The sequence below is a fragment of the Acinetobacter septicus genome (assembly GCF_019355975.1).
Classification (GTDB): domain Bacteria; phylum Pseudomonadota; class Gammaproteobacteria; order Pseudomonadales; family Moraxellaceae; genus Acinetobacter; species Acinetobacter ursingii.
Window position 1 is genome coordinate 1,034,433 of the sequence record NZ_CP079898.1, and the last position, 26,439, is coordinate 1,060,871.

Below are 26,439 nucleotides of genomic sequence, written 5' to 3' on the forward strand. Positions count from 1 at the left end.
TTAGGTCATCAAAAGTAGTCCTTACTTTCTCTCTGGATTGAAACTGGATAATAAAGAAGCTGAATAAAATGATTTGATTCAGCTCAATTTTTAATTATTTGCTTTCATTGGCAATCGGTGAGCGTAGTATTCCAATTTTCTCGATCTCGACTTCACACACATCACCCTGTTTCATCCATAAAGGTGGCTTGTGACCAAGACCTACACCTGCTGGTGTACCAGAAACAATCAAATCGCCTGGCTCAAGCGTAATAGCTTCACTAATCGTACTAATTAAAGTTTCAATATCAAAAAGCATGTCACTGGTATTGGCTTGTTGCACCACTTTGCCATTTAACCGCGTCGTCAATAACAAACCTTTAGCACCCGCGGGTAACTCATCTGCGGTCATAAATTCTGGCCCAAATGCACCTGTATCATCAAAATTTTTACCGACTGTCCATTGCGGTGCTTTGAATTGATAATCACGAATCGAAGCATCATTAAAAATAGAATATCCAGCGACATAATCGAGTGCATCTTCTTTTGCGATATGACGACCACGTTTACCGATAATCGCAACCAACTCACCTTCATAATCCAGTTGCTCTGAACATAAAGGACGTTTAATCGGTTGCCCATTTGCAATCAGGCTTGAATTAAAGCGAGAAAACAAAGTCGGATAATCAGGCTGTTCATAAGGTGATTCTTTGGTATGGTCGGCATAATTTAAACCCACACAAATAATCTTGGGTGGCTGGCTTAAAGGAGGTAATTGTTCGACCTGATCCAGATTGATTGCATTCCCTTGTTTTAATACTTGCGCAGCGTTTATCAAGGCATCACCACCTTGCTGCAATAATTGTTCAAGATGACCTGGATAGTTTTCCTCTACTTCTGTGAGGCCTTTGAGCTGATCACCTACGCGAATAGCTAATCCTTTTTTTCCTGCCTGCATATAACTTAGAAATCGCATGGCTTTACTCCCTGTATGTATCGCTTAAAAAGTGTGCATACATTTAATATAATCTAAAAATATATTTTTTCAATTAAAAAATATATTTTTTTATAAAATATTTATATTTCATTCTGTTTTGCGTATACTTTCAATCATGAGATAAAAGTTAGCCATAAAAAGATGACTTCAAAAACGTTAAGCCAAACTGAAATTGCCTATCGATCAATTCGTGATGACATTCTTTCGTGCAAATTGGCACCGGGCTCTAAACTCAAAATCAATGAACTTTGTGAAAAATATGCGGCCTCTTTAGGTGCAGTCCGTGAGGCACTCTCGCGCTTGTGTTCTGAGGAGTTAATTATTTCTGAGGCACAAAAAGGCTTTCGAGTCTCACCAATTTCAACCAAAGACCTACAGGATTTGGCGAATACCCGTATCCATATTGAAAGTTTGTGTCTTGAGCAAGCAATTACCAAAGGTGATTTGTCTTGGGAAGCCAATATCCTCGCAAGTTTACATCGCTTAAATCACTTACCTGAACGTCAAGCCAATGCGCCTGAACTTACTGATAATCTCTGGGAAGAAGCACACAATGCCTTTCATAATGCACTGATCGCTTCGTGTGATAGTTACTGGTTACAGCATATTCGTAAAATATTGAGTGTCCAAAATGAACGCTATCGTAGACTTTCTGCTGTACTTGATCAGCACGATCGCGATTTAAAACTGGAACATCAAAATATTGCCAATGCTGTGCTTGAGCGCGATACAGCAATGGCTCAACAACAAATCAAAGATCATATATTAACCACCACCAAAATCGTTCTGCGCAATTTTGATTTTTCTATTGCGGAGCTTTAACTAGCAAAGCTCCATAGAAAATATCTCAACCCATTAACTATAACGTTTAGGTCGTTCCAGACTTAAATAATGACAATAATAAGGCAAGGTTTGATCTAGGGTAATTTGTTTAATCTGTTGTTCTTCTGTACTCCAAGCCAGCGCAGAAGTTTTGGCAAATAAACCTTTACGCTCGATTGCAAAAAGAAATAAAGAGTTGTACCAGCATTCGCTCAATTGCGTCCATAGTCCATGATTGACATCATTTAGAACTTTTACCTGATGCTCAGTCCATTTATCCCCAAACCATAATTGCAACAAATCACCTAGGTAGATTTTTTCTTCACTCACGATAGAAAAATGAATGTGAGCATCTTCTACAGACTGATAATACAAAGCGGGATCACGCACAATATCCAGATATTGAGCTTGATAAAATTTAAATTGAGAGAAGATATCTTGAATATGAAGAATTGGCATAATACTGCCCTCCGATTTAGCCATTTAGTGCTGGCAAGTTGGGTTAAATCCACACAGTTTGAATGTCCATTCAAACACTCTTACGCTGTCAAACATAGCAATCTACAACTCAAAGCACAAGTATTTTTATGTCCGATATAGTATTTGTTCAAATAAACATCATACACACGGAAAATGAAAGAAACATGACAGATTGGACTTGACCGTATTTAAAATCCCCTTATAATCGCTTTCAGATTCTCCCATAGCTCAGTCGGTAGAGCGACGGACTGTTAATCCGCAGGTCCCTGGTTCGAGCCCAGGTGGGAGAGCCAAATACAAAAAAGCCCGCAGCATTAAAGCGGGTTTTTTTATGCCTGAAATTTATGATTTAAGTCTTCACTATTATTCTATTTTCTTGATTCCATCAATATAGCATAAAATTTAAAGTATAAAAAAAGCCCGCATTACGCGAGCTTTCTTAAATTGATATGGATTACAAGCTGTAGTACATATCAAATTCAACTGGATGAGTCGTAGTATTTAAACGACGTACATCTTCAGTTTTAAGTTCGATATAAGCATCCAACATTTCTTTCGTGAACACGCCACCTTTGAGAAGGAATTCGTGGTCATTTTGAAGTGCTTCAAGCGCCATATCTAGGCTGTGAGCCACTGTTGGGATTTTTGCTTCTTCTTCAGGAGGAAGATCATACAAGTTTTTGTCAGCCGCTTCGCCCGGATGGATTTTGTTTTGAATACCATCAATACCCGCCATCAACAATGCTGCAAAGCCCAAGTACGGATTCATCATTGGATCTGGGAAACGAGCTTCGATACGCTTGCCTTTCGGGCTAGACACGTAAGGAATACGAATAGACGCTGAACGGTTACGTGCAGAGTAAGCAAGCATAATTGGTGCTTCGAAGTGAGGAACCAAACGCTTATAAGAGTTTGTAGATGGGTTTGTAATTGCATTCAATGCACGAGCGTGCTTGATGACACCACCGATGAAGTAAAGTGCCATTTCTGACAAACCAGCATATTCATCACCAGCAAACAAGTTCTTGCCATCTTTAGAGATCGACATGTGAACATGCATACCAGAACCATTATCACCTACCATTGGTTTAGGCATAAAGGTTGCTGTTTTTGCATATTGATGAGCAACGTTCCAAACTGCATATTTGAATTGTTGTACTTCATCAGCTTTGCGAACAAGTGTATTAAAGCTCACACCAATTTCTAACTGGCAAGATGCAACTTCATGGTGGTGTACTTCTACACGACCTGGCCCCATGATGTCTTCAATTTTTGCACACATTTCTGCACGCATATCTTGTGAAGAATCCACTGGTGGAACTGGGAAATAACCACCTTTAACACGTGGACGGTGACCTGAGTTACCAGATTCATAGTCTTTACCAGTCGACCATGCAGCTTCTTCAGCGATCAATGTATGACGAGCGCCAGACATGTCGATGTCCCATTTCACTTCGTCAAATACAAAGAATTCTGGTTCTGGACCAAAGAATGCTGTATCACCAATACCAGTTGATTTTAAATATTCTTCTGCACGACGAGCGATCGAGCGTGGATCACGTTCATAGCCTTGACCAGTTGAAGGCTCAATAACGTCACAAGTTACAACCACTGTAGGTTCAGCAAAGAACGGGTCGATAAAACCAGTTTCTGCATCCGGACGTAAAATCATGTCAGAAGCTTCAATGCCTTTCCAACCTGCAATTGAAGAACCGTCGAACATTTTACCGTCTTCAAATGTATCTTCATCAATTGAATCTGCTGGATAAGTAACGTGTTGCTCTTTACCTTTAGTATCCGTAAAGCGAAAATCGACCCATTTAGCGCCACTTTCTTTGATGAGTTCGAGGACCTTGTTCGCCATGCTCTGTATGCTCCAATGAAGTATTATTGCACTTGTGAAGTGCGTGTTAGTCGTTGGCTGTTATAAAGCAATTCCCATACCAACTTTTTGAGACTATTCTAATTTATTGAATTCTTTAGCAGAATATTAAAAAAGACCTGTTTATCCCATTGCTATTATACTGCTTGCAATTTTAATTGCACCATATTCAAACATTTTCATTTTAGCGCAATTTAACTGTTAAATTTATGAACCATATTGGTGCGTTTTCATTTTTTTGTCTTAATGCGGTGCATAACTTTGAAATTAAAATATCCTCATCATTCTTATTTTGTTTAAAATGAACAAATTGTTTGCACTGGTAATGTTAGATGAAACCCATGACTGCCAATTTTCTTGGATTTTCTTCCATTTTGATTTGGGCGAGTATCGTGGGTGGTGTCAAACTGGTGACCGAGCAATTAACCCCTATGCTTGGTATTGCACTACTTTATAGCGTCAGTGCATTCAGTATTGTGTTATCCAACCCCAAAGCCTTAAAAATAGCATTACCACCAAAATATTTAATCTATTGCGGCAGTTTTTTTGTTCTTTATGAAATTTTGTTTTTAACTTCAATTGGTCTATCTCATACACATGAAGAAGCTTTGATCTTGGCGATGATTAACTATTTATGGCCAAGTTTGACTTTATTGTTTGCTTATCTGTATCGACAGCTTTCTTTTCAGCTCCCTGCATTTTTAGGCATCGCTATTTCTGTCTTAGGGTTAGGGATAGTCATTAACCCTCAACTTTTTCATTTGTCTTTATTTTTAGATACTATTTCTAAAAATCCTGTCGCCTATTTATTGGCTTTTATCGCGGCAATTTTATGGTCGTTATATTGTGTGCTGACTCGAAAATTAGCACAGGGTCATAATGGCGTCCCTTTATTTTTTTGTTTTACGGCTATCGCATTGTGGATTTTATTTTTTATGACACATCAGCAGTGGCAAATGCCTTCTTTAAAACTGTGGCTTGTGATCATTGTCATGGGAACCTTAATTGGGATTGCCTATAAAAACTGGAATCAAAGCTTACAATTTGGACAGATTCAATTGTTATTATTGGCGACTTATTTTACCCCTGTTCTATCAAGTATATTTGCCAGTGTATTGCTACGAACAGTTCCAGAAGGGACGTTTTGGATTGGAACGTGTTTAGTGAGTTTCGGCGCTATCGTATGTTGGAAATTTAGTCGAGATATTGAGAATTAAATTTTACCCACCTATTTTTATAAGCGAGAATAATAAAAAGCCCTGTCGATGGACAGGGCTTTCATTCAAAACAGCGGATAACTGTTTGATGTGTGCAGCTTAAACAAGCTTACTGTTAAATTGCTTGCCAAGGCATTTGGTACACGGAGGTAAACGATCAGTACCAATTTCTAAATAAACGCGATGTCCGCATTGAATACAAAAATAGAAGCCTGTTCCAGGTTTTTCGCCAGCAGTAACCATTTTTGCTCTCCATAGATTTTAGAAATGGTATATATATTATAACTTGATAAGATTGGTGAATGATTGACATTTCTGACGAGTGGTGGTGGCGGAAAGGTGAAAAGTAAGATACGACAAGAGACATATCTAATGATCAAATACGAAAAGTTCGACAGGATGTCGGACTTTTTTATATTCATAAAATTTCGCTAAATGACAATAATTTTTCAGTTCAAAGAAAGCTTGCTTGTCATATGCCATTTAGGCAAGCCAAGCTATCAAATTACTTGCCAAAGCATTCCAAATATAAGAATAAGGTATCACTACCAATTCATAAGTAACCACACTATCTAGTATTAAATTCAAGAATACAAATTTGTAGATAGGCTAATACCATTAAATCATAATTTCTTTCAAAAAACAGCAAAAAAAAAATAAATAAAGAATAATTAAGAAAATAATTAAATATATAAATATATAAATAACAATAACTTAAATTTATTTTAAAAATACTCTCTCTTAAATAAAATAAAACTCTCTTTACTTTCTCTTTTTATAAACTTAATATAGGAATAATAAAGCTTATAGGCAGAGAAAATGAAAAAAACAAGTTACTATCCAAGAGCATCTTTTGAGAGCAGTTTGGAACTTGCCAATGCAGTTTCTGACTTAGGTGGAAGTTGTACAAGTGAAATGGCCGCTGAAAAACTTGGAAAAAAAGTTAGTGGGGCTTTTTCAGCAATTATTAGTGCTGCCGTTGCATTTGGTTTATTGATAAATAATCGGGGCCAGCTAGATATTACAAATTTATTTAAAAATTATAAACTTGCATACACTCCAGAAGAAGAAATCAGAGAGCTTAGAACAGCTTTTCTTACACCACAACTATTTATAGAAATTGTAGAAAGATTTAATAATAAATCACTACCCCTAAGCCATTTTGAAAAGTTACTAATTAAAGAATTCAATATACCCGACAATTACAGCTCAAGAGTAGAGAGATACTTTATTGATGGAGCGAAAAAGTGTGAGATTCTTAGTGATGATGGATTTATCAATTATAGAGGTCTTCAGGAAGATAACTTTCTTGAAGAACCAATAATAAGTGATAAGGAAAGTCCTTCAACTGCTCCAGCATTATCTCCACCAACATATGAGCAGCAAAAAACATTGGAATGGAACAAAGAAAACCAGAATTACTCTATATTAATTACGGGACCAAATACCAATGTAAACTTAGTAATTAATGACGAAGATGATTTGGCTATTATTGATATTACATTAAAGAAGATAAAGAGGATGCTAATTGAGAAATTAAATAAATCTGAAGAATAGACTTTATGTAATAAGTACCTATGTCTGCAAACATAGGTACTTAGCAAAACAATCTTCCATGGGTGTATCGAGTTATCCAACGGAGGGTCAGACTTATAAATACACATAGGAAAGTAAGCATTTTTATTGTGTAAAAAAAATAAGCTGATGTCAAGGAACTCGAAATGGAGTTCAGAATGAAACATCAACCACCATTTCCTGCGCCTGCAGGTTATCGCTGGGTATTCTGTAAGAGCTTTAAACATTGGCGTTCAGGTAAAGATGTCTATCCTAAAACAGCTGAATGTTTTTGCTTTTTAGTTCGAACGTAAAAAATAGCCAATAGTTCACAAGTGAGCTATTGGCTCTCTTAAATATTACGCCACTTGACCTTCTAAAAAGTCTTGCGCAAAACGCTGTAATACACCACCCGCTTCATATACAGACACTTCTTCTTCTGTATCTAAACGACAGGTCACAGGCACTTCAACAATCTCTTCCTTACCATCCGCTGTGGCACGTTCAATCACCAAAGTTAAAGTCGAACGCGGTGCAATATTACCAATCACGCTATACAGCTCAGTACCATCTAGCTTTAAGGTCTTACGATTTACACCAGCTTTAAACTCAAGCGGTAACACGCCCATACCGACTAAGTTGGTACGGTGAATACGTTCAAAACCTTCGGCAACAATCGCTTCAACACCTGCAAGACGTACACCTTTGGCAGCCCAGTCACGGCTTGAACCCTGACCATAATCCGCACCCGCGACAATGATCAACGGTTGCTTACGGTTCATGTAGGTTTCAATCGCTTCCCACATACGCATCACTTCGCCTTCTGGCTCTACACGCGCTTTTGAACCTTGTTTAATAGTGCCGTCTGAACGAACCACCATTTCATTAAACAATTTCGGGTTGGCAAATGTTGCACGTTGTGCAGTCAAATGATCGCCACGGTGCGTTGCGTATGAATTGAAGTCTTCTTCAGGTACGCCCATTTTATGTAGATATTCACCCGCAGCCGAATCCATCATAATCGCATTGGAAGGCGATAAATGGTCAGTGGTGATGTTATCCCCCAAGATCGCAAGCGGACGCATATTAGTTAAAGTGCGTGGAGCAGCTAATGCACCTTCCCAATACGGCGGACGGCGGATGTAAGTACTTTGCGGACGCCAATCATATAGTGGACTTTCCGCTTCTTCCGTTACACCCAAATCAAACATTGGAATATAGACTTTACGGAATTGTTCAGGCTTCACCGCTTCTTTGACCAGCGCATCAATTTCTGCATCGGATGGCCAAATGTCTTTCAGGTAAATTGGATGACCATTTTTGTCTGTACCCAGTGCATCTTTTTCGATGTCAAAACGAATCGTTCCTGCGATTGCATAGGCCACAACCAACGGTGGAGATGCCAAGAACGCTTGTTTTGCATATGGATGGATACGACCATCGAAGTTACGGTTGCCTGAAAGCACGGCGGTGGCATATAAGTCACGGTCAATGATTTCTTGTTGAATCACAGGGTCAAGTGCGCCCGACATCCCGTTACAGGTGGTACAGGCATAGGCCACGATACCAAAACCCAATTTCTCAAGGTCTTCGAGTACGCCAGCTTCTTCTAAGTAAAGCGCAGCCGCTTTAGAACCAGGTGCAAAAGACGATTTCACCCACGGTTTACGCACTAAACCCAATTGATTGGCTTTACGTGCCAATAGACCTGCCGCTACGGTGTTACGTGGATTTGAGGTATTGGTACACGAGGTAATGGCTGCGATAATCACTGCACCATCAGGCATTAAGCCTTCCGCTTCTTGCGCTTTTGCCGCATCCAAATTGCCTGCAATGCCTTTGGCTGCCAAATCAGCCGTAGATACACGCGCATGTGGATTTGAAGGGCCTGCAATATTACGTGTGACTTGCGATAAATCAAAACGAAGCACACGTGGATAAACCGCTTGGGTCATATCCGATGCCCAAAGCCCGATTTCTTTGGCATATTGCTCCACCAATGCCACTTGTGCGTCTTCACGACCGGTCAGGCGTAAATAATCAATGGTGTTTTGATCGATATAGAACATGGCCGCGGTTGCGCCATATTCTGGGGTCATGTTGGAAATCGTGGCACGATCGCCCACCGACATGCTGCCCGCACCTTCACCAAAGAATTCCAAATATGCGCCTACCACACGTTCTTTACGCAAAAATTCAGTGAGTGCCAATACGATATCAGTTGCAGTAATCCCTGCTTGACGCTGACCGACCAATTCAACACCGATAATATCGGGCAAACGCATCCACGATGCACGACCCAACATGACATTTTCAGCTTCTAAACCACCTACACCCACTGAAATCACGCCAAGCGCATCGGTATGTGGGGTATGTGAATCTGTACCAACACAGGTATCAGGGAACGCCAAGCCATCACGGTTTTGGATCACTGGAGACATTTTCTCCAAGTTGATTTGGTGCATGATGCCGTTGCCCGCAGGGATCACGTCAACATTTTTAAATGCAGTCTTCGTCCATTCAATAAAATGGAAACGGTCTTCGTTGCGACGATCTTCAATTGCACGGTTTTTCTCAAATGCATCAGGGTCAAAGCCACCAAATTCCACGGCTAATGAGTGGTCTACAATCAACTGGGTTGGCACCACAGGATTGACTTTAGAAGGATCACCACCTTTATCAGCAATCGCATCACGCAAGCCTGCAAGGTCAACCAATGCAGTTTGACCCAAGATGTCATGACAGACCACACGTGCAGGATACCAAGGAAAATCCATGTCCTGACGGCGTTCGATCAATTGCTTTAAATAATCAGTTAAGTTTTCTGCATCAGCTTTACGCACCAGCTGTTCAGCCAGTACTTTCGAGGTGTATGGCAAAGTTTCATATGCGCCTGGCTGAATATCTTCAACGGCTTGACGCACGTCATAGTATTCGAGCTGGGTATTGCCATTCTGATTTGGCAGCGGTTTACGGTATTGATTTGTCATTAACCACGCTCCGCCAATGGTTTGAATTCTAAGTTTTCAGGGCCAGTGTAGTTCGCGCTTGGGCGAATGATCTTACCATCTTGACGTTGTTCAATCACATGTGCTGACCAACCTGCGGTACGTGCAATCACAAATAATGGGGTAAACATTGCGGTTGGAACACCCATCAAGTGATAGCTCACCGCACTGAACCAGTCCAGGTTCGGGAACATGTTTTTCACTTCTTTCATCACCGCTTCTAAACGCTCAGCGATGAGGTACATCTTGTTGTTCTCTTGCGCTTCGGCAAGATCACACGCCACTTTCTTGATCACTTCATTACGTGGGTCAGAAACGGTGTAGACGGGATGACCAAAACCAATCACCACTTCTTTTTTCTCAACACGACTACGGATGTCTGCTTCTGCTTCATCAGCATTGTCATAACGTTGTTGAATCACGAATGCAACTTCATTCGCCCCACCATGTTTTGGACCACGCAGCGCACCAATACCGCCAGTAATTGCTGAGTACATATCTGAACCTGTACCTGCAACCACACGTGAAGTAAAGGTTGATGCGTTGAACTCATGCTCTGCATACAAAATCAAAGACGTATGCATGGCTTGAATCCATTCTTCAGATGGCGCTTCACCATGAAGTAAATGCAAGAAATGTGCAGCGATTGAGTCATCGTTGGTTTCAACTTCGATACGACGACCGTTGTTGCTAAAGTGATACCAGTACAACAACATTGAGCCCAAGCTTGCCATTAATTTGTCAGCGATGTCTTTCGCGCCCGCTTCGTTATGGTCTTCATGTTCTGGGGTTAGGCAACCTAAAACTGAAACACCTGTACGCATCACATCCATAGGGTGTGCAGATGGTGGTAATTGTTCAAGCGCCGTTTTGAGTGCTGCGGGCAAACCACGAAGTGCTTTAAGTTTTGTTTTATAGGCTTTGAGTTCTGCTTTGTTTGGAAGTTTGCCATGTACCAGTAAATGCGCCACTTCTTCAAATTCGCTACCGACTGCAAGGTCGAGAATGTCATAACCACGGTAGTGTAAGTCATTACCACTGCGACCTACGGTACAGAGTGCAGTGTTGCCTGCCACTTGTCCGCTGAGTGCAACTGATTTTTTTGGTTTGAAGCCTGTGGTTGTTTCATTACTGCTCATAAGATTGTCCTTTTCTATCTATTAAATTTATTTTTGAGTAACTCAACGGAGTCGTGCCGAGTTCTCATCCTGTTTCAGGATAAACCTTCGGTTCGACCTACTTTTCTTACGGGAAAAGTAGGCAAAACCATTGTCATCTGCAAAACCTGAGGTACGAATAGCAAAGATTAATAATCTTTGCCGTACCGCAAGGTGAAAGCTATGCTTGAACAACAAACTACGCATTTCCCTTGTCTTGCGCTACACCAAAGCTTCAATCGCTTTGGTGTGCTCAGGTTGCAGATGACTTTCCTGCATAGCATATTTCAACCTAAATTCTTATGAATTAAGGGCTTTCTTATTTTGCTTTTTCAAATGATGCATCAAGATATTGCTCAAACGCATGGTAATTAATACGCTCATACAATTCTTGACGGGTTTGCATGGTATCGACCACATTCTTTTGTGTGCCTTGTTTACGCAGCGTCTCATAGACATTTTCCGCTGCTTTGTTCATGGCACGGAATGCTGAAAGTGGATAGAGCGCAATACTGACATCGGCAGATGCTAATTCTTCCGTAGTAAATAATGGCGTAGAACCAAACTCGGTTATATTGGCTAAAACTGGCACTTTCGTGGCATTGGCAAACTGTTTATACATGGCCAGCTCTGTAATCGCTTCTGGGAACAACATATCTGCACCCGCTTCAATGTATGCACCCGCACGATCAATCGCAGCTTGTAAACCTTCTACAGCCAAAGCATCAGTACGTGCCATAATCACAAAGTTTTCATCGGTTCGTGCATCGACCGCCGCTTTAATACGATCGACCATCTCTTGCTGGGTCACAATGGCTTTATTCGGACGATGACCACAACGCTTTGCACCCACCTGATCTTCAATATGCATTGCAGCCGCACCGAATTTAATCATCGACTTGGTGGTACGCGCAATATTAAAAGCAGAAGCACCAAAACCTGTATCGACATCGACCAATAATGGCAAATCACAAACATCGGTAATACGACGAACATCGGTTAGAACATCATCAAGGTTACTGATCCCCAAATCAGGTAAACCCAATGAACCTGCTGCAACACCCCCACCAGACAAATAAATGGCTTTGTAGCCTGCACGTTGTGCCAATAAAGCATGGTTAGCATTGATTGCACCCACAACCTGTAGTGGATGCTCAGTGGCAACTGCTTCTCTAAACTTTTGTCCTGCGGATAATACTGACATGAATTTGTTACTCCTTGTCTTTATAACTGATCTATAACATCGGGTTAAATAAAATGTTTTTGGATATTGCGATAAGATGAAGCGATATGACGGCACATCAGAAGCTCTGCCAGTTCAGCATCGCCATCTGCGATCGCATCTAATATACGAATGTGTTCAGACAGCGCTTTGTGTGGACGATTCGGCGTTTTGGAATATTGCACCCGATACATACGAATCAAATGATAAAGCTCATCACACAGCATTTTTTCAAGAGTTTTATTACCGCAGTTTTTGATGATGCAATAATGAAAATCATCCTGACCTTCTTGTAAGTAATAACCTTTACCTTCTTTAAAGTTTGGATCTTGCGCATGCAAGTGCAACACTTCACGCAAATTTAAAATTTGCTGTTTATCGATACTCTGTGCAGCTAAACGACAAGCCAAACCTTCTAAAGTTTCACGAATTTGATATAGCTCGAAAAGCTGTTGATGTGACAACGACACGACTCTCGCACCGACATGCGCAGTACGTTCAACCAGCTTTTGCCCTTCAAGACGATGAATCGCCTCACGTAATGGCCCACGGCTAATCCCATAAACGCGAGCAAGCTCAGGCTCAGAAATTTTAGTACCTGGGGCAATATCACCACTGACAATTGCGGTTTGAATCTTTCTAAATATCTGATCGGTGAGCGTGATTGAGTTTAGCTCTTTAATCGGTTGAGTTATTTCAGTTGTCACGACATTGTCAACAATTAATATTTAATAAGTCAAAAATAAAGGTTTAATTGGTTAAAATCAACAATATTGTCAACAATTATACTTTTGTATGATAACTATAAAAATGAAAAAACAAAGGATATAAAAATAAATATTTTAAATTTCAGTCAGTTAATTATAGATTAAACAATAAATGTATTTTTGCTTAGCCTAATACTCAAGACCATGAGAAAACATTTTCATAAGATTGTTATGCTCAAAAAGACAATTGTTTGTATCTTCTTTGGTTAAAACCATTTTAAAGACATCGTGCATGCCGAATAAAGCAGCATAAGTTTATGTTTTGATGATAAATAAATCATTTAAATGTTGTTTTCAGTTTTTATCCTTGACCTGTACATAAGATGTGCCTAGAATGCGCATCAGATTCTCCAATAGCTCAGTCGGTAGAGCGACGGACTGTTAATCCGCAGGTCCCTGGTTCGAGCCCAGGTTGGAGAGCCAAAACTAATCTCTCATAGCTCAGTCGGTAGAGCGACGGACTGTTAATCCGCAGGTCCCTGGTTCGAGCCCAGGTGGGAGAGCCAAGATTCAAAAAAAGCCTACATATTTAATGTAGGCTTTTTTTATTGTCATGGCTGGATGTCTATTTGTGAGAAGTAAATAAAACAGCGAGGATTGCCCCTGCTGCTTTAAGCGTATAGATCATTTAAGCTACATAGCGATCTGGACGATGATTAAGTGCCAATATCAAATTAAGGATGATTGCACCTAAAATAGAAATAGCCAGTAATGTCCAACTGACGAACGCAACTGATGCCAGTAAAATACTAATATCCAAACCCATTTGAACTTTGCCTGCTGGAACTCCATAACGCTCTTGAATAAATAAAACCAGCAAATTAAAACCACCCAGACTTGAACGATGTCTAAATAAAATCAGAAAACCCAAGCCCATTAACACATTGGCTAAAACCGTAGCATACAATGGAGTTAAGCCATCAACATGAATAAAATAAGGATGTAATTCTGTTAACACAGAAAGTAGCGCGACCGCCACGAAAGTTTTGATCACCATGGGCATACCTAAGCGTTTGTATGCCAAATAATAAAATGGAATATTGATCAAGAAAAAAACCAGACCAAATTTTAGTCCTGTCGCATAATGAATCAATAAAGATAAACCTGCTGTCCCACCTGTCAGTGTTCCCGCCTGCTGCATCAACATCATGCCAAATGAGATAATAAAGGTCGCAATAATCATCGCAAGACCATCTTCAATATAAGTATGTGGTCGAGTTTTGATCTCAGCATTGAGATTTAGATCAGCAGTCAGATTAGTCATGTGATTGATCCAGATTCATCATTTGATAATTTTCTTTGATACGCTCAAGAACAATAGAGGTATGACAATTACTTACCCCAATTTTTAGCGTAGTCAGCTTATTAATCAGTTGACTCATTTCATTTAAATCGCGCACCATCACTTTTAATAAATAATCAAAATTACCCGTCAGTTTATAAACTTCACGAATCATGTTCTCATGTTGTACAAAATCCAGAAACCTGTTCAAGACATCATCACTATATTGAAGTAACTTGATTTCAATCATTCCCATGATCGGCTGTAACTCAGCCTCAGGATGCAACTGGGCATAATAGCCCTGAATCATGCCATTTTGCTCAAGCGCGATACGACGACGAGAACACTGTGAAGTTGATAAACCAATGATTTCAGCCAATTCCTGATTGCTTAATCGACCATTACATTGCAGATGCTGCAAGATTTTAAAATCATATTCATCAAGTGAATCATTCATATCAGGTCTTTACCCAATTGAAATTTATTGTGTTTTCAATTAAATTCAACATCAGTTGAATGAAAACCACAATAAATGAGTTGATACTATAATTAAGCAGCAATAATAAGCGTTTGTACCGATAAAACGCAATTAAATTGCACTTAAAATAATAAAATACAATAAAAATTCAAATTTAATCGTAAAACGCAAAAATATTGTATAACACTTGCAAATTATCATAAACAGATTCGAATTAATATTAGACGTATTTTATAAGTCCGAGACAGGTATTATGGCTACAACATGGCGTTGCATTTCAAACGCTAATCTAAGAATCATGTAAAGAAGTCTATTGTTTTGATTAAAATGATTGAATAAAAATCTAAAAATAAAGCTAAGCAACTAGCATCTGACTATTTTTAAATCAGTTAAACTTTTTTTAATAATTTCAGCTTATTAAAGCTTGACCGAAAACCGATTGCCTTTTAGAATCCTACTCCAGATTCTCCCATAGCTCAGTCGGTAGAGCGACGGACTGTTAATCCGCAGGTCCCTGGTTCGAGCCCAGGTGGGAGAGCCAAATTTTTAACCCACTCTATTTAGAGTGGGTTTTCTTTTTAGTATAGGCAAAGTGTGTTGAGTTCATCTCAAATATTCTTTTTAAGTTTAGGCTGTATATCCAGTCTATTGCTTCTAATTACTTGCTTTAAATCATTTTTCTTTTCCAGACAACAGTTTTTTGCTCGCGCTCCTATCACACCTTTTGAATCAAAAATGTTTCATCGGTTGAAAAGTGCTTTTCCCAATCATCATGTTCTGGCACAAGTCGCTTTTAGTGCTTTGATTACCAGTAATCACTATAAAATTAGACGTAAATTTAATCGAAAAGTCACAGATTTTGTCATTTTAAATGATGCGCTTGAAGTGATCGCGGTCATAGAACTCGACGACCATTCACTTTTCCTAATTAAATAAAGTTATCAAATAGTTTCTTTATATATTTTTCATTGACATAGTGCATTTTTCGATATACTAACGTCCCCAGTATTCGTCAATTACATAAAGACATTTTGTAATCATTCAGATTTTAAGCTGATAAAATTCTGTTTTATTCAGCATCAGATTGGTTATATTTTTTGGCAATTTCTGCGCGTTGTTGCTGATATTGACGCTGATTTTCTGCATCGCTTTTTGCTGCCCAAAAAGCCATTCCAATAAGAAAAAATAGAAAACATAACCCCAATCCCATAAAAAATAATGCTTTACGATGATGAGCTTCTAACATTTAACTACTCTTATCTGGATAATAAACTGCATCACTATAGCAAAAATCACAATTAAATAATGTGAAAGTCCAATCTATTTTTAATTTTTTCCCATAAAAAAAACCTCGATAAATCGAGGTCTTTTTATACTTAAAGTATTAGAAGCGGTAACCGATACCCACGTAAGTCACGATTGGATTGATTTCAATTTCACTTTGACCTGATACAACTTTCGCACCACCTAAAGTGCTAGAGGTAATATCTAATTTAGCAGTTGTTTGAAGATGTGCATAAGATACAGAAGCTGTCGCAAACCAGTCTTTATTAAAATTATAGTCTGCTCCAATGGTTGCAATTGGAGCAACCGCATCATCAATATCAACTTTTGATACAGCTAAACCGAAATTACCACCCGCTGCTGCAATTGCTTTAGCCACTTGTGGATTAGTCAATGCTAAATATCCTGAAACTGCCTGACCACTTGGAGTACCTAGATAACTCGTCATAGAAGCATTTAGAGCAGGATTGACTGAGCCATTAAGTTTGAAATTTGAGAAATGAGCATACATGATACCTGCGCCAACAAATGGACGAAATTTACTATTTACAGTCCCAAACTGATACTTAGCCAATAATGCAGGTGTATATGCATCCACATCCCCTACTTCACCAATATTTCCAAGATTTACTGATGGACCTGCAAGTGTATTATTGCCTAGACTAATACTTTTTAGAATTGTGCCTTTTCCATCAATTTTCATTTTCGGTGGATAGCCACCCACAAATTCTAAAGATACATTATCATTTACATAGTAATCAAACAGAATTGCGCCAGTATCAGCATCGTCAATCTCAAAGCCTGCATCTGGATCAGAAGTTGAGATTTTTGAACCTAAATTTAAACTTCCTGCAACACCTTGTTTCTCACCTTGAGGCATGATGTGCATCCAGCCTGCTGAAACCCCAATAGTTTTACCGTCAGAAGTTGCTGCGTGTGTTGCAAAGCTTGTAGCAAGTAATGCTACTGGTAGGAGTGCTGTTGTTAATTTTCTCATGGGAAATCCTATCAATTTGTCGTAAATACGATAAGGTCTAAGGCGTCCAAACCTTATTGTTTGACAATTATTAGAATAAATACTTAAAAGATCAATACAGATTTATAACTTAACCAGTTCATTTCTTATAATTGCATGAATTTTATTAAAATTATTTTTATCAATATCAACATAACACCTCAAATTTTATTCACTAAAAAGGCAAGTAATAATCAATTACGACTTACCTATATTTTAAAAAATGAGTTACCTTAAAAATAAATTAAATAATCAAAAATTAACTTTATAAGATAGTAATGAATATATCTAAACTTGCTTGATTCAAAGCATCATCATTTTACTGATTGTTAAGCTTTTAAATACTCAACTATTAATTTTATCCAATTTTCGATCTTTTAAACTGAGTCGACCTCGAACCACATCTGAAAACATTTTCCAGTCTGAAATAAAACTATAAAGTGGCTGCTTAAAACTGGCAGGTTTATTTTTTTCAAAAACAAAATGTCCAATCCACGCACAGGCATAACCTGAAAATAATCCATAAGCAATGTACCTCGGTTGACGCTTACGAATTGCTTTACTCAAAAAATAGAGCCCTACACTACTTCCCGTAACATGTAAACGACGGCTTAAAATATTGCGATGTTCGGTGAGATAGAAGTGATAAAATTCCTGATAATTTCTAATGGGTAATTGAATATTTAGGTTGCTGTTGGAATTTTTTTGAAACTTTACTGGCGCATTCATGGTCATCATCCTGAGACTATTTATTCCTGACTTTACCTGAAAGCTCAATCTTTAAAAAGCCTGTTTTCTGGTAATATGAAATGGAGTAATAGAACATGTTAGATGTATTCTGATATACAACGATCAAAGCTAACCTCATGAAATCTTACAATTTCAAAACAGCTTTTAATGTTATGCTTAAGCAAAATTAAACCATTAAAATCTAAAGAAGTTTTAGGAGTAAGCGCATGGTCGAAATTGAACTAAAATTTCAGCTTCCTGAGAGTAAGAAAAAAAGTGTATTGCAAGCACTAAAGCCCAAAACTGCCCAAAAAATTCGTTTACAAGCCAAGTACTATGACACGACTGAACGTTTACTTGCGCAAAATCATATGGCTATTCGGTTACGTCAGGAAGGTGATCATTGGGTACAAACTTTTAAAGCTTCGGGTAAAAACCATTTGGAACGCATTGAACATGAAGTTCATTTAGGTCAATGTGATATTGAACCCGAATTAAATCTTGAGCTATTTTCTGAAAATAAAGTTGTTAAAGATTTACTTGACCAAGTATTAGGTGAACAACAGCAGTTAATGCTGCAATTTAAAACAGATGTTCAGCGTACTTTTAAAATTTTTTCCATTGATGAAACAGACATTGAAGTTTGTCTGGATGATGGCATCGTTTCCGCAGCAGAGCTATCCGAAAAAATTTGCGAAGTTGAGTTTGAGTTAAAGCAAGGTTCACCCGAACAATTGATTTTATTTACCCAAGAATGGGTGAAAAAATATCAGCTTTGGCTCGATGTGCGTAGTAAAGCTGAACGGGGTAATTTATTGTCAATTCAACAAAAAGCATCTCCTGCGGTGAAAGCCAAAAGTTTGATATTAAGTAAAAAAGATTCCCCAGATGCCGCCATACGAAAAATGGTGTCAAATACATTGCAACAGTTATTACCCAATGTCGCAGTGATTGCAGATGGGTTTGCTGATCCTGAACACATTCATCAGGCACGTATCGCGATTCGACGTATGCGTAGTATTTTTAAAAGTTTTAAATCTTGGTCAGAAGATATTGATCCTTTATGGGAGCCGCAGCTTAAGCAAATTTTTCAGGCGCTTGGGACAACTCGTGATTTAGATGTGGTTCGGGATGAAATATTGCCTGAATTATTAAAAGCAGATGCGCCTTTTCAAAATTTACCTGAAACGGCAATAATAGATGAACAGCTTCATCTACTTTTTCAAAAAACAGAAACCATGTGCTTGCTGCTACAACTTTTAGCATTTACTTATCACGAGCAAACAAATCATAAAGAATCATCAAAACTCAAGAAAAAGATCGAGAAGTCATTGAACCAATTGCATCAGAACATCATTCATGATGCTGATCATTTTAGTCAACTTGAAGTTGAAACAAGACATCGTACCCGTAAACGGTGTAAGCGATTACGTTATTGCATCGAGTTTGTTTCAAGCTTATATGATGGAAAATCGGTAAAAAAATATGTAAAACAATTGCAAGCTGTTCAAGACAAACTCGGTTTATATAACGATTTACACGTGACTGAGCAGGTCTTTAGTCAATCTGCCGATCAACAAGCTGAGTACTGGTTTGCCGTGGGTTGGAGTAAAGCCAAACAGCAGCAACTTTTACATGAATCCGAACAAGCGTTGAAAAAATTGGCAGACATTAAAGTGTTTTGGTAAGTTAATGAGATCTAAGTTTTAGACTTAGGTCTCATGTTTATATTAACGATGCTTAGCAAAGACTTTCCAGACGCCATTGTCTGCAATTGGGTCTTGATAACTATCACTACGTTGTTTTCTTGGCTTTTCACGAGCATCGACCAGTTTAAAATGCGGTTCAACGCCTAGAATAATACCATTTACATAAAATCGGGTACGGGTATAGTCACTTTGCCCATGCTGAAAAACATAAGTTCTTAAATCAATAAATTCGCGATGAGCCACTAAAGCGGTTGTGTCACCGCTTTCCAGCCATTGCTGCATGGCAAAAATTTGATCTGTGTCAAACTGTCCACATTTTTCGATTAAGCTGGCAACACCTCTAAAGGTCTTGGATTCTTTCGCCCGAGTTTTATTAATCCGAATCCGATCAACATGAAAGAAGAATAGTGGTAAATTTAAATGGCTAGGTAAATGAATTGCATCTAAGACTTCATCTTGCATAAAAGGCTGGCATAGCGCTTGCGCCCTTTCGATCAATTCTTTCCATTCAAGATAATATTGTTCAACTTCATTTTGCAAACCATAATAAATCGGTAAACCTTCGACATGCTCCAGATGTTCAGGTGGCCAACTATGCTGACGCAATACAGCAATGTCCGTTTTTAAACGTTGGATGGCAATTGCATCTGGCATAAAGCACCTGCTTTAAATTTACTTAGGCTATTTTAAGCCTAGATCAAAGGTTTAGTTTATGCAAGGCTTTCACGTATAATAGCTGCATTCGTTTGTGTTGGAAAAAGCCATGTCTCAAAAAATTGATGCCACTGATATCACTGAAGAAGAAGCTTTAAATGCAGTTTTTTTTGAGCGTGCTGATGAGTTTATTAAACTTGCCAATGAGTTTTGCCGCCCTAAGAAGGGTGAAAAACCAAATCCTGCCGAAGTTCGCGGTCAGGTCAGTGCAGCCATGTTATTTGGAACAGCGCGTTTTAATACTTGGGTTGCTGCCAATAACTTTAAAGATGGCAATGAAATGCGTGATGCCAAACAACAAGTGATGTCGTATGTTTTGCAACAGTTCCAAATGATGCTTGAAGATAATTATGACGAGTATTGCGAACAGTTTGATAACTATTTACGCTTTCGTGAAAATGAAGAATTTCATACGCATAAGCATGATCATAAACACGATCACAACCATTGAGAAAAAGCCCTTGCGGGCTTTTTTTATGTCTTTTATCTTAAGATTTCTTTCATCAGTTCTTTTATTTCTTTGTTTGGGAGAAAATAAAGACAATCTAAACAGTGATGAAAGAAGTCTATAAAATTTAGTGATCAATTTTACGATCCCAAACAATTTTTTTAACGACATTATTCACCACCGTCACCGTATAATAGGTATTATCAATCAAATAGATATAATCGACTGCGGTTAATTTTTTGCGATTTTCTTCCCACTCATAACTGCGCTGAGAAACGGGCGCTTGCTGCATTTTTTGCATTAGATTAGCATAACTATCCCCAAGATAAACCAAGCTCCCATTTTGACTGCGAACTGTACTGGTTTCTGTGCTGGCTAAAACAAGGGCTGGACTGCCCAATAATGTAATTAATGCAATGATAACGAACGATCTTGTGCTTTTATTCAACATGATTTTACCTTTATTTTGAACTTTTATATTTTCAACAAAATTAACATAGCCTTTTTTTTACTATTGAGTCAAATCCAAATCCGCATTTATAAAAAAGCTGCCAAATCATCTACTCCTAAAACTTAGGCAGATGGATTGGGCAGCCCATTGAACAACTAAGTTTTAAGGTTTCTTTGCAGTTTGACCATATTGATCAGCCATGACTTCAACAAAGTGATCGAGCTTGATGTATTTTTTAATCACAGCATCAATATCCGCCTTGCTTAACTTGGCAATATCTCGATCACGTTGTCCTCGATCCAGCATATTTTTACCACGTTCTAACTGACTATTCAGCATACGGTGAATACTGCGTTCATCTTCTAATGTGGTGACTCGTTTTTTCAAAATATCAGCCTTGGCAGATTCTAATTCTTGTTCGGTGACTCCATTTTGCAATAAATTTTGCAAGACATGATGCACCGTTTGAGAAACTTGCTCACTACGCCCTGCAGTATAGTTAGCTTCAATGGTTAATGCACCCACATTGGTGTCACTATCCAATTGCAAATCGCTACCAAAGCCATAAACCAGCGCATTTTTCTCACGAAGCTCCTGCCCTAAACGTGAAGATAATTGTGATTGACCTAAAATATTGGTAAAGACAATCAACGCAGGTGCATCGGGATGATCCACCCCCACCGGGAAAGTCAAAATACTTTGATAGTTTCCAAATTCGCGTTGTTCAGACAAGGCATGTACTTTTTGAGCAGGATAATCTGTATCTGTCGATAAAATTTTCTGATAAGGCTGTGAACTTGACCAAGAACCAAATGATTGAGCGATGAATTGCTGCATTTTTTTAGCATCAAAATCGCCTGTGATTGCAATTTGAGCATGATTCATGGCAAAGAATTGATTATAAAGCTGTTTGACTTGTGCCTGCATCGCTTGATTGAGCTGTTTTTTAGCAAACTCAGGTTCAAAGTGGTAACGCAAATCGCCCGGTTGATAAATTTCAATAAGTCGTGCCAAATTCAAAGCAGCTACAGTCTCAGGTTCAGTATATGGACGATCCAGACTGGCCAAGCTTTGTGACTTAATCAAATCAAACTGGGTTTGCTCAAAACTTGGATGTTTCATCACCTCGACCACAAATTTAAAAAAGTCTTCAAATTTGTCTTTACGCGCTTGAATATTAATGGTCATCCCATTATCTGCACTGGTCGCTGTCGCAGCACCGCCCGCTTCAATCGATTTATCAGCAACTTGCTGTAAAGTATATTTGTCTGAACCACGCAGCAACAAATAAGAAGTTAAATCCAGCACTGTACCTTTATCAAATAGAGATTTTTCCGTACCAAAATCAAGCGTGATCGTAGCATAAACACGATCATCTCGGGTTTGTGTTGGGAACAACGCATATTGCATACCGTTTTTAAGTTTGCCACGTTGAATTTTTTTCTCAGTATTTTGTAAATAATCTGCTGATGATTTTACATATTGACTGACTTCCTGCTTATAGATACTGGCATCTTTTAAAGGTTCTTCAGCAGCTTGTTGTTGATCTAGCGTTTTTGGTTTTTCCTGCTGCTTTTTTTGTTCCAGTGCCTTTTTCTGTTCTTCTGGGGTGGGTTTAATATCCCCCGCAATACGATGTTCAGGCGTTAAAAACTGTTTAAAAGTTTGATTAACCTCATTCACATTGAGTTTCTGCACCGCATCCAGATCATTAAAATATTGCCCCCAATTACCTTTTGAGGAGACAATATAATCACTCAAACGCGAACCCAAAGCAGTTGCGTCATTCATGATCAGATCGGCCTGATTTTGCATCAGAGTTTTGACACGTTTTAACTCAGTGTCGTCAAATGCTTTGCCATTTTCCACCTGAGAAATCAGGGTAGATTCAACTTTTTTCTCATCATTATTCGGTGCATAAATTGCACCTAAAAACACAAGGTTAAAATCCTGATCTAACCATGTGGTCGATTGAACTGCGGTACTAATCCCCGTTTCAACTAATCCCTGATATAAATGTCCACTCGGTTGCATGGTATAAAGTAACGGCGAAAGTGCCAATGCAGGTTGGATTTTCTGATTTTGTCCATTCATATAAATATGAAACTTGGCCAAATCACTGCCCTTTTGAACTAAAAAGTTGCGTGGATTGATTTTACTTGAATCCAGTTTTGGCACTTGTACACTGGCAGGAATCGTACGTGCAGCAATTGGGCTAAAGTTTTTATCGATATTCTTCAACACTTCTGCTTTGTCAAATTTCCCTGAAATGACCATTACAGCATTATTAGGTGCATACCATGTTCGATAAAACTTATTGACTTCATCCAGTTGAATCGATTTGAGCTCGGGTAAATCACCAATCGGTAAGCGACCCAAATATTGATTGCCATACGCCGCTTTAAACATTTGATCCATCAGCACTGAAAATGGCTGATCCATGCGGATTTCACGTTCTCGTTTGACGATTTCAATCTCAGAAGGTACAAATTTTTTCTGTAATACCAATTTATCCATTCGTTGTGATTCTAAATATAGAATTTCATTTAAGGCTTGTGGCTCTGGACGCACAAGATTGGTATAACGTGTAGAATAATATTCTGTACTGGCATTGGTCATGAGTGTGTACTGATCAAGCCTACGTTGAAACTCATCCCCTTTGACATCCTGCGTGCCTTTAAATGCCAGATGTTCCAAAAGATGCGCCAGTCCTCCCTTGCCTTTTGGATCATTTAAAGAACCTGTAAAATAAATGGTGTTTACAAAGACTTTATTTTCTTTATTGTTTGGGGCAAGAACGACCCGAAAACCATTATCCAGCTTATATTCTTCGATATTCTTTTCACTTTTGACCAATACGGTTTGTGACCAAGCAGTTGTGCTTAAACCAAGAAAACACAACGAAAGAGTAAGTTGTTTAAACCGCATTAACATAAAAATTCCAAAAATTAATTAAGTCATATGAATTATTTGAACGCCGTTATAGTATGAAAATCCACAATATTTTTATAGTGAAGTTTTGAAAACGCGGTTACTCTTCACCACGTAATTTTAAATTTTGCTGGATATATAGACCACAATTTCCAGAAAACAAATAAGCCAACAAACAGGTAATGACTGCGTACTGCGCGATATCTGCTCCAAATAACTCAATTGCCAGTACAATAGACGTCAGTGGTGCTTTACTTGCACCAGCAAATAAACTCACTAAACCCAAACCTGCAAGCAATGAAATCGGTAAAGGTAAAAACTGACCTAAGGCGTTGCCAAAAGTTGTACCAACAAAAAATAGTGGCGTAATCTCCCCACCTTTAAAACCTGAACCGAGGGTGGTTGCGGTAAAAATGATTTTTCCGAGAAAATCGGTTACGGGTAAATCGATATAAAACGAGGAGATAATACTGCCAACACCTAGACCATTAAATTTTTGATGCCCCACGATAATCGTCATCAACATAATTAAAATACCGCCCACCATCGGTCTAAATGGCATAAAGCGCACGTAATGATTGAGTTGTTTACTGACGAATAAAATAGAAGCAATAAAAATGCGAGCCACAAATCCAAATAATAATCCCGCGACAATAAGGCTTGAGATAGTAGTGAAATTTAAATCTGGGAAACTCGAAACAACATAATACTGATGAGGATGACTAATATGAAATAATTCAGGAATCTGCGAGGCAACCAGTGCAGAAACAAAACAAGGAAACACCGCAGAATAACGCAATTTGCCTAATGCAGTAATTTCTAAACCATAGATTGCCCCAGCCAATGGCAGCCCAAAAATAGCCGCAAAACCTGAACCAATACTGGCAATCAGAAATATTTTTCGGTTATCTCCAGGCACTCTAAACGCTTGGGTAATATGATCGGTCAACGCACCCGATAGTTGTACCGCAGGTGCTTCGCGTCCAGCAGAACCGCCAAAAATTTGCGTCAAGATTGCTGTAAAAAAAACCAGAGGTGTCATTCGTTTGGGAATAAAAGCCCGAGGGTGATGAATTTCATCAATCAGCAAATGAGTTCCCTTCTCAATCGGCGTCCCATAGTAATAAAACAAATATCCAATCAATAAGCCAATAAACGGCAAGAAATAGACCAACCATGGATAGCTGATTCGAGTTTGATTGGCAAGATCAAAGCAGACAAAAATAAGACTGGATGACAAGCCTGAAATTAACCCAATCATCACAGAAGCAACCACCCAGTACGCTGTGTAACGAATGATCTGTGTGTACTCAGAGGACGGGAAAACTTTCATAAATACTTGCGTCTATAGCTATTGTATTAATAGTGGAAATATATCGCGATTATGATTTGACGACATGAAAATAAGCTTAACGCGTGGCAGTAATTTATTCCACTTGAAAAAAGAATGTATTTTTATAATGCATGAACTTCGATCTCACTTTGCATATATAACACCGCATATCCCGCTATTTCAATTCGATCATTTTCTAAAAGACGACTATATAACACACCACCTCGTTTTGAAGCTTGATAAGCAATCAGCTCAGTTTTATTCAATTGATCTGCCCACAAAGGGACAATTGCGGTATGAATTGAACCTGTGACTGGATCTTCATCGATACCAATCGCAGGTGCAAAATAACGTGATACACAGTCATATTCGATACTATCCGATGCGGTGATCGCAACATCCAGTGTTGAACTTGTAATTGCAGTACGCATTTTACCCAATGTCTTGAGTTTGACTAAATCAGGTTGTTCATCCAAGACATCCTGTACGCTTTCGTACTGCACAATATAAGCTTGCGGATTGGCATATACCGCTTTAAATGGTTTTGACAATGCTTCATCTAAAATAGCAGGATACTCACTCAACTTTTCAGCACGGCGAATTGGAAAATTCATCAAGATTTTGCCATCTTCCGCTTGAGTCACGATAAAAATGCCTAAATCTTTAACATGGAATTGTAGCGTTGTTGCCTGTGTGTAATTTCTAAATAGTACAAATGCACTTGCAAGGGTTGCATGACCGCAAAAAGCCACTTCATCCGACGGTGAAAACCAACGAATCGCATAGTTTTCATCATCAAGTTTTTTGACAAACGCCGTTTCAGATAGATTATTTTCAAAAGCAATCGATTGCATGAGTGCTTCATCAGGCCAAGCTTCTACCACCAAAACCGCAGCAGGATTTCCTTTGAATAATTGCAGGGTAAAAGCATCGACCTGATACATTTTCATTCTAGATTTTTCCTTGTTTTAAATTTTGAA

24 protein-coding genes, 4 tRNA genes and 1 pseudogene are annotated in these 26,439 nt (G+C 38.6%); 11 read left to right on the top strand and 18 right to left on the bottom strand.

The genetic code is table 11. From position 1 onward, the window contains the following. Window positions 1–94 precede the first annotated feature (94 nt). Window positions 95–955, bottom strand: a complete 861-nt coding sequence (locus I6L31_RS05040; RefSeq protein WP_005004974.1) for a fumarylacetoacetate hydrolase family protein — start codon at window positions 953–955, stop codon at window positions 95–97. A 162-nt stretch (window positions 956–1,117) separates the two neighbouring features. On the opposite strand from I6L31_RS05040, the gene I6L31_RS05045 reads away from it, so the two are divergent. Then, on the top strand, window positions 1,118–1,798 hold the full coding sequence (locus tag I6L31_RS05045) for a GntR family transcriptional regulator (RefSeq protein WP_005004976.1): 681 nt from the start codon (window positions 1,118–1,120) through the stop codon (window positions 1,796–1,798). Window positions 1,799–1,831: 33 nt separating this feature from the next. Here I6L31_RS05045 and I6L31_RS05050 read toward each other — a convergent pair whose 3' ends face one another. Then, window positions 1,832–2,257, bottom strand: coding sequence for a hypothetical protein (locus I6L31_RS05050; RefSeq protein ID WP_005004977.1), 426 nt, complete (start codon window positions 2,255–2,257; stop codon window positions 1,832–1,834). Window positions 2,258–2,495: 238 nt separating this feature from the next. Between I6L31_RS05050 and I6L31_RS05055 the strand changes: the two genes are divergently transcribed. Further along, a tRNA-Asn gene (locus I6L31_RS05055) sits at window positions 2,496–2,571 on the top strand. A gap of 161 nt (window positions 2,572–2,732) precedes the next feature. Here I6L31_RS05055 and glnA read toward each other — a convergent pair. Beyond that, entirely contained in the window at window positions 2,733–4,142 is a 1,410-nt protein-coding gene (glnA, locus tag I6L31_RS05060; protein WP_004987001.1) for a type I glutamate--ammonia ligase, read from the bottom strand. Window positions 4,143–4,501: 359 nt separating this feature from the next. Here glnA and yddG point away from each other — a divergent pair, with 359 nt between their 5' ends. Beyond that, complete coding sequence (yddG, locus tag I6L31_RS05065) at window positions 4,502–5,377, top strand: aromatic amino acid DMT transporter YddG (protein WP_005004979.1); 876 nt, start codon at window positions 4,502–4,504, stop codon at window positions 5,375–5,377. 99 nt (window positions 5,378–5,476) lie between these two features. On the opposite strand, the gene I6L31_RS05070 is transcribed toward yddG, so the two are convergent. Next, the gene (locus I6L31_RS05070; RefSeq protein ID WP_005004981.1) at window positions 5,477–5,620 is read right to left on the bottom strand and encodes a zinc ribbon-containing protein; all 144 of its coding nucleotides are present in this window, start codon (window positions 5,618–5,620) and stop codon (window positions 5,477–5,479) included. A 576-nt stretch (window positions 5,621–6,196) separates the two neighbouring features. Between I6L31_RS05070 and I6L31_RS05075 the strand changes: the two genes are divergently transcribed. Together I6L31_RS05075 and I6L31_RS18440 are read left to right on the top strand one after the other, a co-directional pair. Further along, complete coding sequence (locus I6L31_RS05075) at window positions 6,197–6,934, top strand: hypothetical protein (RefSeq protein WP_005004982.1); 738 nt, start codon at window positions 6,197–6,199, stop codon at window positions 6,932–6,934. Window positions 6,935–7,110: 176 nt separating this feature from the next. Continuing rightward, complete coding sequence (locus I6L31_RS18440; protein WP_005004985.1) at window positions 7,111–7,245, top strand: hypothetical protein; 135 nt, start codon at window positions 7,111–7,113, stop codon at window positions 7,243–7,245. 45 nt (window positions 7,246–7,290) lie between these two features. Here the strand turns inward: I6L31_RS18440 and acnD are convergent, their stop codons facing one another. The 4 genes from acnD to I6L31_RS05095 form a co-directional block, all read right to left on the bottom strand. After that, the gene (gene acnD / locus I6L31_RS05080) at window positions 7,291–9,921 is read right to left on the bottom strand and encodes a Fe/S-dependent 2-methylisocitrate dehydratase AcnD (protein ID WP_005004986.1); all 2,631 of its coding nucleotides are present in this window, start codon (window positions 9,919–9,921) and stop codon (window positions 7,291–7,293) included. After that, window positions 9,921–11,078, bottom strand: coding sequence for a bifunctional 2-methylcitrate synthase/citrate synthase (gene prpC, locus I6L31_RS05085; RefSeq protein ID WP_004987012.1), 1,158 nt, complete (start codon window positions 11,076–11,078; stop codon window positions 9,921–9,923). Before prpC ends, acnD begins: the two co-directional genes overlap by 1 nt. A gap of 337 nt (window positions 11,079–11,415) precedes the next feature. After that, window positions 11,416–12,300, bottom strand: coding sequence for a methylisocitrate lyase (gene prpB / locus I6L31_RS05090; RefSeq protein ID WP_005004988.1), 885 nt, complete (start codon window positions 12,298–12,300; stop codon window positions 11,416–11,418). Between the two features lie 44 nt (window positions 12,301–12,344). Next, window positions 12,345–13,025, bottom strand: coding sequence for a GntR family transcriptional regulator (locus tag I6L31_RS05095; protein WP_004987017.1), 681 nt, complete (start codon window positions 13,023–13,025; stop codon window positions 12,345–12,347). 407 nt (window positions 13,026–13,432) lie between these two features. Here I6L31_RS05095 and I6L31_RS05100 point away from each other — a divergent pair. Together I6L31_RS05100 and I6L31_RS05105 are read left to right on the top strand one after the other, a co-directional pair. Beyond that, window positions 13,433–13,508: transfer RNA gene (locus tag I6L31_RS05100), tRNA-Asn, on the top strand. Between the two features lie 7 nt (window positions 13,509–13,515). Continuing rightward, window positions 13,516–13,591, top strand: a tRNA-Asn gene (locus tag I6L31_RS05105). Between the two features lie 122 nt (window positions 13,592–13,713). Here the strand turns inward: I6L31_RS05105 and I6L31_RS05110 are convergent. Both I6L31_RS05110 and I6L31_RS05115 read right to left on the bottom strand, forming a co-directional pair. Continuing rightward, entirely contained in the window at window positions 13,714–14,349 is a 636-nt protein-coding gene (locus tag I6L31_RS05110; RefSeq protein ID WP_004987018.1) for a YitT family protein, read from the bottom strand. After that, window positions 14,342–14,824 (bottom strand): Lrp/AsnC family transcriptional regulator, encoded by a 483-nt coding sequence (locus I6L31_RS05115; protein WP_004998658.1) that lies wholly within the window; start codon window positions 14,822–14,824, stop codon window positions 14,342–14,344. Before I6L31_RS05115 ends, I6L31_RS05110 begins: the two co-directional genes overlap by 8 nt. A 486-nt stretch (window positions 14,825–15,310) precedes the next feature. On the opposite strand from I6L31_RS05115, the gene I6L31_RS05120 reads away from it, so the two are divergent. Continuing rightward, window positions 15,311–15,386 (top strand) — tRNA-Asn (locus I6L31_RS05120). 53 nt (window positions 15,387–15,439) lie between these two features. Further along, window positions 15,440–15,822 (top strand): annotated as a pseudogene (locus I6L31_RS05125) (DUF2726 domain-containing protein). A gap of 92 nt (window positions 15,823–15,914) precedes the next feature. Here I6L31_RS05125 and I6L31_RS05130 read toward each other — a convergent pair. The 3 genes from I6L31_RS05130 to I6L31_RS05140 all read right to left on the bottom strand — a co-directional run bounded on the left by I6L31_RS05130 (window position 15,915) and on the right by I6L31_RS05140 (window position 17,873). Beyond that, complete coding sequence (locus tag I6L31_RS05130) at window positions 15,915–16,091, bottom strand: hypothetical protein (RefSeq protein ID WP_004987023.1); 177 nt, start codon at window positions 16,089–16,091, stop codon at window positions 15,915–15,917. Window positions 16,092–16,229: 138 nt separating this feature from the next. Further along, entirely contained in the window at window positions 16,230–17,126 is an 897-nt protein-coding gene (locus I6L31_RS05135) for an OmpW/AlkL family protein (RefSeq protein ID WP_004987024.1), read from the bottom strand. Between the two features lie 363 nt (window positions 17,127–17,489). Then, window positions 17,490–17,873: a DUF962 domain-containing protein gene (locus I6L31_RS05140; RefSeq protein WP_004987025.1), complete on the bottom strand. Its 384-nt coding sequence runs from the start codon at window positions 17,871–17,873 to the stop codon at window positions 17,490–17,492. Window positions 17,874–18,100: 227 nt separating this feature from the next. On the opposite strand from I6L31_RS05140, the gene I6L31_RS05145 reads away from it, so the two are divergent. Next, window positions 18,101–19,561, top strand: a complete 1,461-nt coding sequence (locus I6L31_RS05145) for a CYTH and CHAD domain-containing protein (protein WP_005004995.1) — start codon at window positions 18,101–18,103, stop codon at window positions 19,559–19,561. A gap of 42 nt (window positions 19,562–19,603) precedes the next feature. Here the strand turns inward: I6L31_RS05145 and I6L31_RS05150 are convergent, their stop codons facing one another. Next, window positions 19,604–20,236 carry a hypothetical protein gene (locus tag I6L31_RS05150; RefSeq protein ID WP_005004996.1) on the bottom strand — a complete coding sequence of 211 codons (633 nt, stop codon included), beginning with the start codon at window positions 20,234–20,236 and terminating at the stop codon, window positions 19,604–19,606. A gap of 109 nt (window positions 20,237–20,345) precedes the next feature. Here I6L31_RS05150 and I6L31_RS05155 point away from each other — a divergent pair, with 109 nt between their 5' ends. Further along, window positions 20,346–20,747, top strand: coding sequence for a DUF3144 domain-containing protein (locus I6L31_RS05155; RefSeq protein WP_004987043.1), 402 nt, complete (start codon window positions 20,346–20,348; stop codon window positions 20,745–20,747). Window positions 20,748–20,871: 124 nt separating this feature from the next. Here I6L31_RS05155 and I6L31_RS05160 read toward each other — a convergent pair whose 3' ends face one another. The 4 genes from I6L31_RS05160 to I6L31_RS05175 form a co-directional block, all read right to left on the bottom strand. Then, complete coding sequence (locus I6L31_RS05160; RefSeq protein ID WP_004998678.1) at window positions 20,872–21,195, bottom strand: hypothetical protein; 324 nt, start codon at window positions 21,193–21,195, stop codon at window positions 20,872–20,874. 162 nt (window positions 21,196–21,357) lie between these two features. Then, entirely contained in the window at window positions 21,358–24,129 is a 2,772-nt protein-coding gene (locus tag I6L31_RS05165; protein ID WP_005004998.1) for a M16 family metallopeptidase, read from the bottom strand. A gap of 97 nt (window positions 24,130–24,226) precedes the next feature. Further along, window positions 24,227–25,459, bottom strand: a complete 1,233-nt coding sequence (locus I6L31_RS05170) for a voltage-gated chloride channel family protein (RefSeq protein WP_005005001.1) — start codon at window positions 25,457–25,459, stop codon at window positions 24,227–24,229. A gap of 122 nt (window positions 25,460–25,581) precedes the next feature. After that, the gene (locus I6L31_RS05175) at window positions 25,582–26,409 is read right to left on the bottom strand and encodes a PhzF family phenazine biosynthesis protein (protein ID WP_005005003.1); all 828 of its coding nucleotides are present in this window, start codon (window positions 26,407–26,409) and stop codon (window positions 25,582–25,584) included. Window positions 26,410–26,439: the final 30 nt, after the last annotated feature.

Bases quoted from the DNA above. Each gene is read 5' to 3' on its own strand.
- I6L31_RS05040 (WP_005004974.1), bottom strand. From the start codon at position 955: ATGCGATTTCTAAGTTATATGCAGGCAGGAAAAAAAGGATTAGCTATT.
- I6L31_RS05045 (WP_005004976.1), top strand. From the start codon at position 1,118: ATGACTTCAAAAACGTTAAGCCAAACTGAAATTGCCTATCGATCAATT.
- I6L31_RS05050 (WP_005004977.1), bottom strand. From the start codon at position 2,257: ATGCCAATTCTTCATATTCAAGATATCTTCTCTCAATTTAAATTTTAT.
- glnA (WP_004987001.1), bottom strand. From the start codon at position 4,142: ATGGCGAACAAGGTCCTCGAACTCATCAAAGAAAGTGGCGCTAAATGG.
- yddG (WP_005004979.1), top strand. From the start codon at position 4,502: ATGACTGCCAATTTTCTTGGATTTTCTTCCATTTTGATTTGGGCGAGT.
- I6L31_RS05070 (WP_005004981.1), bottom strand. From the start codon at position 5,620: ATGGTTACTGCTGGCGAAAAACCTGGAACAGGCTTCTATTTTTGTATT.
- I6L31_RS05075 (WP_005004982.1), top strand. From the start codon at position 6,197: ATGAAAAAAACAAGTTACTATCCAAGAGCATCTTTTGAGAGCAGTTTG.
- I6L31_RS18440 (WP_005004985.1), top strand. From the start codon at position 7,111: ATGAAACATCAACCACCATTTCCTGCGCCTGCAGGTTATCGCTGGGTA.
- acnD (WP_005004986.1), bottom strand. From the start codon at position 9,921: ATGACAAATCAATACCGTAAACCGCTGCCAAATCAGAATGGCAATACC.
- prpC (WP_004987012.1), bottom strand. From the start codon at position 11,078: ATGAGCAGTAATGAAACAACCACAGGCTTCAAACCAAAAAAATCAGTT.
- prpB (WP_005004988.1), bottom strand. From the start codon at position 12,300: ATGTCAGTATTATCCGCAGGACAAAAGTTTAGAGAAGCAGTTGCCACT.
- I6L31_RS05110 (WP_004987018.1), bottom strand. From the start codon at position 14,349: ATGACTAATCTGACTGCTGATCTAAATCTCAATGCTGAGATCAAAACT.
- I6L31_RS05115 (WP_004998658.1), bottom strand. From the start codon at position 14,824: ATGAATGATTCACTTGATGAATATGATTTTAAAATCTTGCAGCATCTG.
- I6L31_RS05130 (WP_004987023.1), bottom strand. From the start codon at position 16,091: ATGTTAGAAGCTCATCATCGTAAAGCATTATTTTTTATGGGATTGGGG.
- I6L31_RS05135 (WP_004987024.1), bottom strand. From the start codon at position 17,126: ATGAGAAAATTAACAACAGCACTCCTACCAGTAGCATTACTTGCTACA.
- I6L31_RS05140 (WP_004987025.1), bottom strand. From the start codon at position 17,873: ATGAATGCGCCAGTAAAGTTTCAAAAAAATTCCAACAGCAACCTAAAT.
- I6L31_RS05145 (WP_005004995.1), top strand. From the start codon at position 18,101: ATGGTCGAAATTGAACTAAAATTTCAGCTTCCTGAGAGTAAGAAAAAA.
- I6L31_RS05150 (WP_005004996.1), bottom strand. From the start codon at position 20,236: ATGCCAGATGCAATTGCCATCCAACGTTTAAAAACGGACATTGCTGTA.
- I6L31_RS05155 (WP_004987043.1), top strand. From the start codon at position 20,346: ATGTCTCAAAAAATTGATGCCACTGATATCACTGAAGAAGAAGCTTTA.
- I6L31_RS05160 (WP_004998678.1), bottom strand. From the start codon at position 21,195: ATGTTGAATAAAAGCACAAGATCGTTCGTTATCATTGCATTAATTACA.
- I6L31_RS05165 (WP_005004998.1), bottom strand. From the start codon at position 24,129: ATGTTAATGCGGTTTAAACAACTTACTCTTTCGTTGTGTTTTCTTGGT.
- I6L31_RS05170 (WP_005005001.1), bottom strand. From the start codon at position 25,459: ATGAAAGTTTTCCCGTCCTCTGAGTACACACAGATCATTCGTTACACA.
- I6L31_RS05175 (WP_005005003.1), bottom strand. From the start codon at position 26,409: ATGAAAATGTATCAGGTCGATGCTTTTACCCTGCAATTATTCAAAGGA.